7 protein-coding genes and 2 pseudogenes are annotated in these 6,802 nt (G+C 59.7%); 6 read left to right on the top strand and 3 right to left on the bottom strand.

The window, feature by feature from the left end:
- Positions 1-190: 190 nt before the first annotated feature.
- Positions 191-460, bottom strand: a complete 270-nt coding sequence (locus K2Y56_RS23505; protein WP_292513616.1) for a hypothetical protein — start codon at positions 458-460, stop codon at positions 191-193.
- A 125-nt stretch (positions 461-585) separates the two neighbouring features.
- Here K2Y56_RS23505 and K2Y56_RS23510 point away from each other — a divergent pair, with 125 nt between their 5' ends.
- From K2Y56_RS23510 to K2Y56_RS23520, 3 genes and pseudogenes are all read left to right on the top strand, one after another.
- Positions 586-966 carry a DUF4440 domain-containing protein gene (locus K2Y56_RS23510; protein WP_292513619.1) on the top strand — a complete coding sequence of 127 codons (381 nt, stop codon included), beginning with the start codon at positions 586-588 and terminating at the stop codon, positions 964-966.
- A 257-nt stretch (positions 967-1,223) separates the two neighbouring features.
- Positions 1,224-1,633: pseudogene (locus K2Y56_RS23515) on the top strand (recombinase family protein); the annotation flags it as partial.
- A gap of 383 nt (positions 1,634-2,016) precedes the next feature.
- Complete coding sequence (locus tag K2Y56_RS23520) at positions 2,017-3,588, top strand: amidase family protein (protein WP_292513622.1); 1,572 nt, start codon at positions 2,017-2,019, stop codon at positions 3,586-3,588.
- Between the two features lie 422 nt (positions 3,589-4,010).
- Here K2Y56_RS23520 and K2Y56_RS23525 read toward each other — a convergent pair whose 3' ends face one another.
- Positions 4,011-4,358, bottom strand: a complete 348-nt coding sequence (locus tag K2Y56_RS23525; RefSeq protein WP_292513625.1) for a hypothetical protein — start codon at positions 4,356-4,358, stop codon at positions 4,011-4,013.
- A 120-nt stretch (positions 4,359-4,478) separates the two neighbouring features.
- On the opposite strand from K2Y56_RS23525, the gene K2Y56_RS23530 reads away from it, so the two are divergent.
- The gene (locus tag K2Y56_RS23530) at positions 4,479-5,291 is read left to right on the top strand and encodes a Crp/Fnr family transcriptional regulator (RefSeq protein ID WP_292513628.1); all 813 of its coding nucleotides are present in this window, start codon (positions 4,479-4,481) and stop codon (positions 5,289-5,291) included.
- A gap of 320 nt (positions 5,292-5,611) precedes the next feature.
- Here K2Y56_RS23530 and K2Y56_RS23535 read toward each other — a convergent pair whose 3' ends face one another.
- The gene (locus tag K2Y56_RS23535) at positions 5,612-5,794 is read right to left on the bottom strand and encodes a hypothetical protein (RefSeq protein WP_292513631.1); all 183 of its coding nucleotides are present in this window, start codon (positions 5,792-5,794) and stop codon (positions 5,612-5,614) included.
- Between the two features lie 98 nt (positions 5,795-5,892).
- Between K2Y56_RS23535 and K2Y56_RS23540 the strand changes: the two are divergent.
- Positions 5,893-6,021: pseudogene (locus K2Y56_RS23540) on the top strand (DUF4113 domain-containing protein); the annotation flags it as partial.
- Positions 6,022-6,264: 243 nt separating this feature from the next.
- On the top strand, positions 6,265-6,663 hold the full coding sequence (locus K2Y56_RS23545) for a polyketide cyclase (RefSeq protein WP_292513635.1): 399 nt from the start codon (positions 6,265-6,267) through the stop codon (positions 6,661-6,663).
- The last annotated feature ends 139 nt before the right edge of the window (positions 6,664-6,802 follow it).

Raw genomic sequence — 6,802 nt, forward strand, 5'->3', positions numbered from 1 at the left:
CGTCAGAACAGACGAGCGATCGCGCGCGCCATCAGCCCAAAACGCAGCGTACGCCGATGCCCGATGAATAAGACGGGTTAGCCTCTCGGCACCGGTATCGGGGTCATTGCCTCGCTGATCGTCGCCGGGCGATCGACCAGATACCGCCGATCGTTCAGGCGCATGATGTAGATTTTAGATACGGCGAGGATCATGTCGGGCCCGTGGCTGTAGTGCCCCTCACCATGCGGGGTGGTGCTTCTTGTCGGAAAAGGATGTGAACTCCCTCACCCTGCCATTCGATGCCGTAGCCCAGGCCGCCCATCGCTTCGTCGAGCAGCGCCTTCCAGTCGTCGTTGCAGCTCGACGAGTGCTCTTCGAGCTTCATGCGAATCTGCGCAATGACAAGGGCGTCGGGCGTCCCGTGCTTGGTCCAGTAGGCATCGAGCGCGTTCATGGCCTGGTTTACGGTCTCGATCACCACAACGCTCCGTTTTTAGTTATCGAAGCAACCCTAGCATCTGCGGTGTCGCGGTCACCAGGAATGCTGGAACGATCTCCTAGCTGCGATCTTCACAGAGAGGCGGCAGGCCCAAGGAGAGCACGATGGACGATGAACGCGTTTGGTCGTTCGAGAAGAGCCTCTGGGACGGGAGTCCGGACCACTATCGCGAACTGGTTGACGACGAGTGCCTGATGGTGCTGCCGCTCCCGCCATTCGTCTTGAGCGGGTCACAAGCGATTGTAGCCGTCGCTAACACGCCTCGGTGGTCAAATGTCGAGTTCTCGAAAGGGCAAATTGCTCGCCCACAAGAAGGCATCATCGTAATCGCCTATCACGTTGAAGCTTCTCGCGATGATAGGACCTACGAGGCGAACTGCACATCGACGTACCGTCGATTGTCACATGAGGTGTGGCGAGTAATTCAGCATCAGCAGACGCCACCGCTAGCAACCACCGGGACGGTCGAGCAGCCGGACTCATAGGTTCCAACTGCGAGTTAGGTCACCCCATCCCGCTGCTCGCAAACGCCCCAGAGAGCGTTGTCAGCCCATCCCCGTATCGATGAAGGCGCCTGCCATTGACGACGACCTTGCCGGTGGCCGCCGCCGCCGGTTCAGCTCTCCAGCCATACGCGGCGCTGAAAGGCCCGCTGCCTGCAGTTCATTTAGCGCCGACGTCTACACCCGGGCTCGTTCGGCCGCCTTGGCTTTGTAAGACAGCGCCAGCTTCTCCGTAGAGGGGTGACAGCCTTGTCGTGACCAAGCTCGACCGCCTTGCATGGTCCGTGATGTACCTTGGTAAGATCATCGACACTCTGGAGGCCAAAGGGGTCGCTTTGCGCATCTGAATCTTGGCGTCGATACGGCTACGCCGACGGGCAAGTTGATGCTCAACGTCCTGGGTGGCGTGGCGCAGTTCGAGCGCGAGATGATGCTGGAGCGCCAGCGCGAAGGCATCGCCAAAGCCAGGGCAGAGGGCGCCTATAAGGGCCGCAAGCCTACGGCTCGTGCCAAGGCGGGCGAGATCAAAGAGCTTGCTGCTGAAGGGTTGAGCATGGCGAGGATTGCCAAGCAGCTTGGGATCGGCGTCGGCAGCGTGCATCGCGCGCTCAACTCGGTTGCCGAGCCGGGAAACATCGCCGCCGCGTAGCGGTTCTTTGCAGGCATGTTCCTTTTCTTCTCCAATCGGCTCGGTTGCGTCGGCTCGATCCTACTCTCGATCGTGCTGACGCTCGTCGTAATCGCCATCTTCCGCGGCTTCTGAGCTCCGCGAGCACCATCGCTGCTGTCTGCAACTGACCTGCTGGCCGACCACCGGGTAGTGCCACCCCAGCCCCTCCGGGTGCAGTCGCTCTACATTCCTGGATTGGGCGCGAACCGCCCCGACAAACTTCCGGCTCTCAAGAAGCTTGGCCTGTTGATGCGTATGAGCCGGGCACCGCACATCCAACTTGCCCATACCTAGGCAGACGTCCTGCCACTGGTACGCGCTGTGCGTTCAGTATGCCCGCTCACTTCGTTCGATGGGATCTCATGCTCAAGCACACCGCAGTTCTCTGCACCGCTGCTCTCCTTGCCCCCTTTGGTATGCCTGCCAAAGCGAAAGCTCAGTTCGCTGTCGAAGAGGCGACAATTGCGGGCGTCCACGCCGCTTTGGCGGCCGGGCAGATCACCTGCCGCAGTCTCGTTCAGGCCTACATCGACCGGATCGCCGCCTACGATCAGGCGGGACCCAAGCTCGAAGCAATCCGTGAGGTGAACCAGAAGGCACTCGCACAGGCGGACGACTTCGATAAAAACCGTGGCCGACTGGCATCCGAGCCGCTGTCCTGTGTGCCGCTGGTGCTGAAGGACAACTACAACACCGCTGAATTGCCGACGACCGGTGGCTCTGCCTCTTTAGCAGGAGCCCAGCCAGACAAGGATGCCTTCTCCGTCGCCAAGCTGCGCAAGGCCGGAGCGATCATTCTGGCCAAGGCGAACATGCAGGAGTTCGCCCAAGGCGGCGTCTCGATCAGTTCGCTCGGCGGGCAGGTGCGCAATCCCTACGACCTGACCCGAACGCCTGGCGGCTCGAGCGGTGGCACCGGAGCGGCCGTCGCGGCAAACCTTGCGCTTGCCGGAACCGGCAGCGATACCGTGAACTCAATCCGCTCTCCTGCTTCCGCCAACAATCTCGTGGGACTGCGAGTGACGCAAGGGCTGATCAGCTTGAGCGGCATCATGCCGGTCTCGACGACGCAGGATGCGATCGGCCCCATTACCCGGACCGTCGCGGATTCGGCAGCACTTCTGCAGGCAATGGTTGGCGTTGACCTGAACGATCCACTGACCTCCCCCTCAGCAGGCAAGGCTTCTGACAGCTATGCTGACTTCCTCAAGCCTGAGGCGCTAAAGGGAGCGAGGCTTGGTGTAGTCAAAGTGCTGTTTGGGACAAAGCCCGAACACGCCGAGGTGAACCGGGTGATGAAGGAGGCGATGGACACCCTTGAGAAGGCCGGCGCCATCCTCGTGACGATCGAGGATCCGGCATTCGAGGCCAACAAGCTGAATGCCGAGAACGACGTTCAGACCTACGAGTTCAAGGCGCTGATGAACCAGTACCTTGCGGCGATCCCGAATGCTCCACAAAAGGATCTTGCCGGCATCCTCGCGTCGGGAAAGTTCAGCAAAGCTGCTCTCGAGAAGTTTCTGACCGGCGCTGAGGCCCGCCAGGACGGTACGTCCGACCCGGAGTATAAGGCTCGCCTGGCGAGGATCGATGCCTTCAAGGCTCATGTCAGTTCGGTGTTCGACGCTGAGCAACTTGATGCACTCATCTATCCCCTGCAGAAGCGCCTTGTGGTGCCGATCGGCGAGTTGAACCAAGCCGAGCGGAACGGCATCGTGGCTGGCCTGACCGGCTTTCCCGCGATCGATGTTCCAGCTGGTTTCTCATCGCCCACCGATACGGCTCCGCTGGGTGTGCCGATCGGGATGGACATGATGGGTAAGCCCTGGAGTGAGGGCAAACTGCTCGGCTTGGCTTATGCTTTTGAGCAGGCTTCGAAGCTGCGCAAGCCACCAGGCAGTACCCCGTCACTGCCGTCCGCCTCCACACGTTGAGGCTCGTTCGGCTGCACGTCTGTGGGCCTAGTTCGATCATGTTTCTTATGAACGGTTAGAATGCGTCTCGCGCCCGCAAACCGCAGGGAGGCCTAACCGACTTCAATGCGCAGTACCGTGCCAAGGTCTGCGGCGAGACACTGCCGCCATAGGGTCTGACGGCATTACGCACCGGTGGCCGCTCGCTTCTAGCCAATGTCGGCGACGCGAGCCTCGTTGGGAGCTAGGAACGCATTGATAGGGTATCAGTGCGACCTTCAGTTCCTAGGCACCGTTGAATCAGCTCGGCCGCCTCACAGCGCGCTGAGCTTTTTCACCTTGTCTCTGTCGCAGACTTGGCTGATGAACCGCTCCGGTCCGTCCCTAACCGGACCACAAAATTGAGCCCGGCCGCCTCATTGGCGCGCAGGGTCTCTTGAGTCCTAGCCGCCGCCGATGCTGGTGCCCAACCCGCCGATGGACGCGATCGACGGATCTCCGCCTGCCGTCCTCGGCACCGGCTTCGCGATCATCGCGTCGCTGATCGTTGCTGAACGATCCATGCGATACCGCCGGCTTTTCAGTCGCTGAATGTGGATGTCCTCGACGCCCAGTGCCAAATCGAGCCTGTGGTCATAGTCCCACCACCATGCCGCGTTTCGGTTCGGCGCCTTCTTGTAGTCGACGGTTACCCATAGAACGAGGCGCAGACGGTAATGTCCCTCGGCCTGCTCCCACAGTAGCTCGCGAAGCCGGTCGCAGGAATCAATCCAACAGTTGCGTCTTGGCACCGTCGGTAAGATCCGAGGCGCATAGTCGTAGGTCGCGATCTAGCGCGAGAGTGGAGGGTCATTGATCATCTTAGGTGGTTTATATACCTAAGTAGCGGAACACCTCTTACGTGTAGCCGCTTGAACCACGTCATCAGCTTGACCGCTACAGGTGCTGAGGCCTTGGAGAGCCCTGTATATCCGCCTCACGTGCCAGCGGAAGCCATCGAGGCTTCAAATTGCAACAATCCCCTCCTTCCGCTGATCCGCAAATTGGAGAGCAAGATTTCTCTCTCGGACGAGGAGCGGGCGGCGATCAATAACTTGCCCGTCAAGCTGCGGCAGCTACTGCCGGGTCACGATATCGGGCGTGAGGGCGAGAAGACGTCCCAGTGCTGCTTCATCCTCGAAGGCTGGGCCTGCCGCTACAAGAGGGTCGGCGAAGGCAAACGCCAGATCCTGTCGCTGCACATCGCAGGCGACCTACCTGATCTGCACAGCCTCCACATCCCGCAGATGGATTACAACCTCGCCACAATAACGGCCGCCACAGTCGCTTTCATCCCGCACCGGGCCCTGCATGATCTTACCTTGAGGTTCCCCCGCGTCGCGGCGGCCCTTTGGCGCGACACCCTCACGGACGCGGCGATCTTCCGGCAGTGGATGACAAACATGGGCCGGCGGGATGCCTTCGATCACACGGCTCATCTGTTCTGCGAGGTGTACCTTAGACAAGAAGCTGTCGGGCTAGCAAGCGATCTCCGTTGTCCTTGGCCTTTAACTCAGCGCGACCTAGCCGATGCGACGGGCTTGTCGAACGTGCACGTCAATCGGGTCGTCCAAGAGATGCGCAGCAGCGGGATGATCACAATAAAACGCAGCACACTCGTCATCCATGCCTGGGTTGAACTTGCCCAGGCAGTCGAGTTCGACGCGACATACCTGCACCTGTAGAGGTCGGCTTTGTTAGCGAGTGCGCACAGATCGGAGCGGTGTTCTTCTGCAGCTGGAAGCTGCCACTGAGGGGATCCGGCGCGGCTTGGTCATCCTGATCGCTATCTTGCCCAGTCTTCTCTTCGATGAACTCGTCGAGCACCGAGACGACCCCTAGCAATTCGACTTTGCCTTCAGGGGACGAGCCCAGATCGTTGACCATCTGGCGCACGGTCACCAGCGTATCCTTCAAACTTGCAGGTAGCCTGCTTCGAACTCGGTCATCGCTCACCCTTTCGTTGGCCGTGTGAGCAGGATCATTCTGGCGACTGCGAAGACCGTTAATTCCGGTGTCTATCGGCTTCCTCATCAGCCACAGCCTCAACTGCGGCGATGACGTTCTCAAGTTCCGCAATCCGCTTGAGCGTGCTGTCCGCCGGTATCAGGTCGTACTCGGCAGCCTGCACGATGAGTTCGCGCTGACGAGCTTTGAGACGGTTTAAAAGAGCTTCGAGCTTATCCATGGGCACGCAGTAGCGATCGATGTTCGTAGTGACAACGTGATTTCACCCGCTTGCGAAGGAGGTCCACTCCTAGGGAAGGCTGTAAAGTAAGGTGAGACCGCGGCAGCGTGGTCCCGGCGCGGGCCGGGCTACAGGCGAAGCGGACATGGTCGACGAAGTTTGAGATGCGCTCCCCGGGCTACACGACGCAAATCAGGGAGCTACCGATCGCGATGGCAACACCTTGAGGCTTCCTGTTGCCGATGCCTTAGACGATGACCTCCTGTCGTCCACTCACCGCAGCCCCGCCGGCATCCGCCGAGCCAGGCTTTGTTGTTGTCATTCCCTCAGAGACTTAGTGGATGATCGATGCCGGTCAATCTTCATACTAGTGGCCGAAATCTGAGGCTTGATACCCAGAGGTCAAAGTGTCGTCCGATTCGTAGCGTCCATATCGGGATATATTCCTTCGGCTTGTTTGGGAGGGGAGCATGTTTGAAGCCAAGGTGATCGCTTGTTCGGTGCGGCGAACCGCCCGCGAACTTTACGAGATGTTCTGGACGCCCGAGAGCTTCCCGAAATGGGCTTCAGGACTCAGCGAAGCGTCTCTCGAACGCGATGAAGCTGGATGGAGAGCGCAAGGACCTGAAGGGCCAATCAGGATCATGTTTTCAGAGCATAATCGCTTTGGAGTGATGGATCATTGGGTCGATCTCGCAGACGGGCGCATCGTCTACGTGCCTATGCGGGTCGTCGCGAATGGAGACGGCAGTGAGGTGATGCTCACCCTGTTCCGGCAGCCCGGCATGAGCGATGAGAAGCTGGCTGAAGACGAGGCATGGATCAGGAGGGATTTGGCTGTCCTGAAAGGGCTTGCGGAGAGTGCCTGAGGGTTATCTTGTTGCCACCCTCAAGCGCCCTAATGACGGCATCACGCTTCAGATTTTGGCCTCTAGAGCCGTGCCCGTTCAGGTTGGATCATAGGCATCGTATCCAGCGGCGGTGAGATAGTTGCGGCATTCGTTTGGT

It is taken from the genome of Methylobacterium sp. (genome assembly GCF_019745455.1).
Classification (GTDB): domain Bacteria; phylum Pseudomonadota; class Alphaproteobacteria; order Rhizobiales; family Beijerinckiaceae; genus Methylobacterium.

Bases quoted from the DNA above. Each gene is read 5' to 3' on its own strand.
- K2Y56_RS23510 (WP_292513619.1), top strand. From the start codon at position 586: ATGGACGATGAACGCGTTTGGTCGTTCGAGAAGAGCCTCTGGGACGGG.
- K2Y56_RS23520 (WP_292513622.1), top strand. From the start codon at position 2,017: ATGCTCAAGCACACCGCAGTTCTCTGCACCGCTGCTCTCCTTGCCCCC.
- K2Y56_RS23535 (WP_292513631.1), bottom strand. From the start codon at position 5,794: ATGGATAAGCTCGAAGCTCTTTTAAACCGTCTCAAAGCTCGTCAGCGC.
- K2Y56_RS23545 (WP_292513635.1), top strand. From the start codon at position 6,265: ATGTTTGAAGCCAAGGTGATCGCTTGTTCGGTGCGGCGAACCGCCCGC.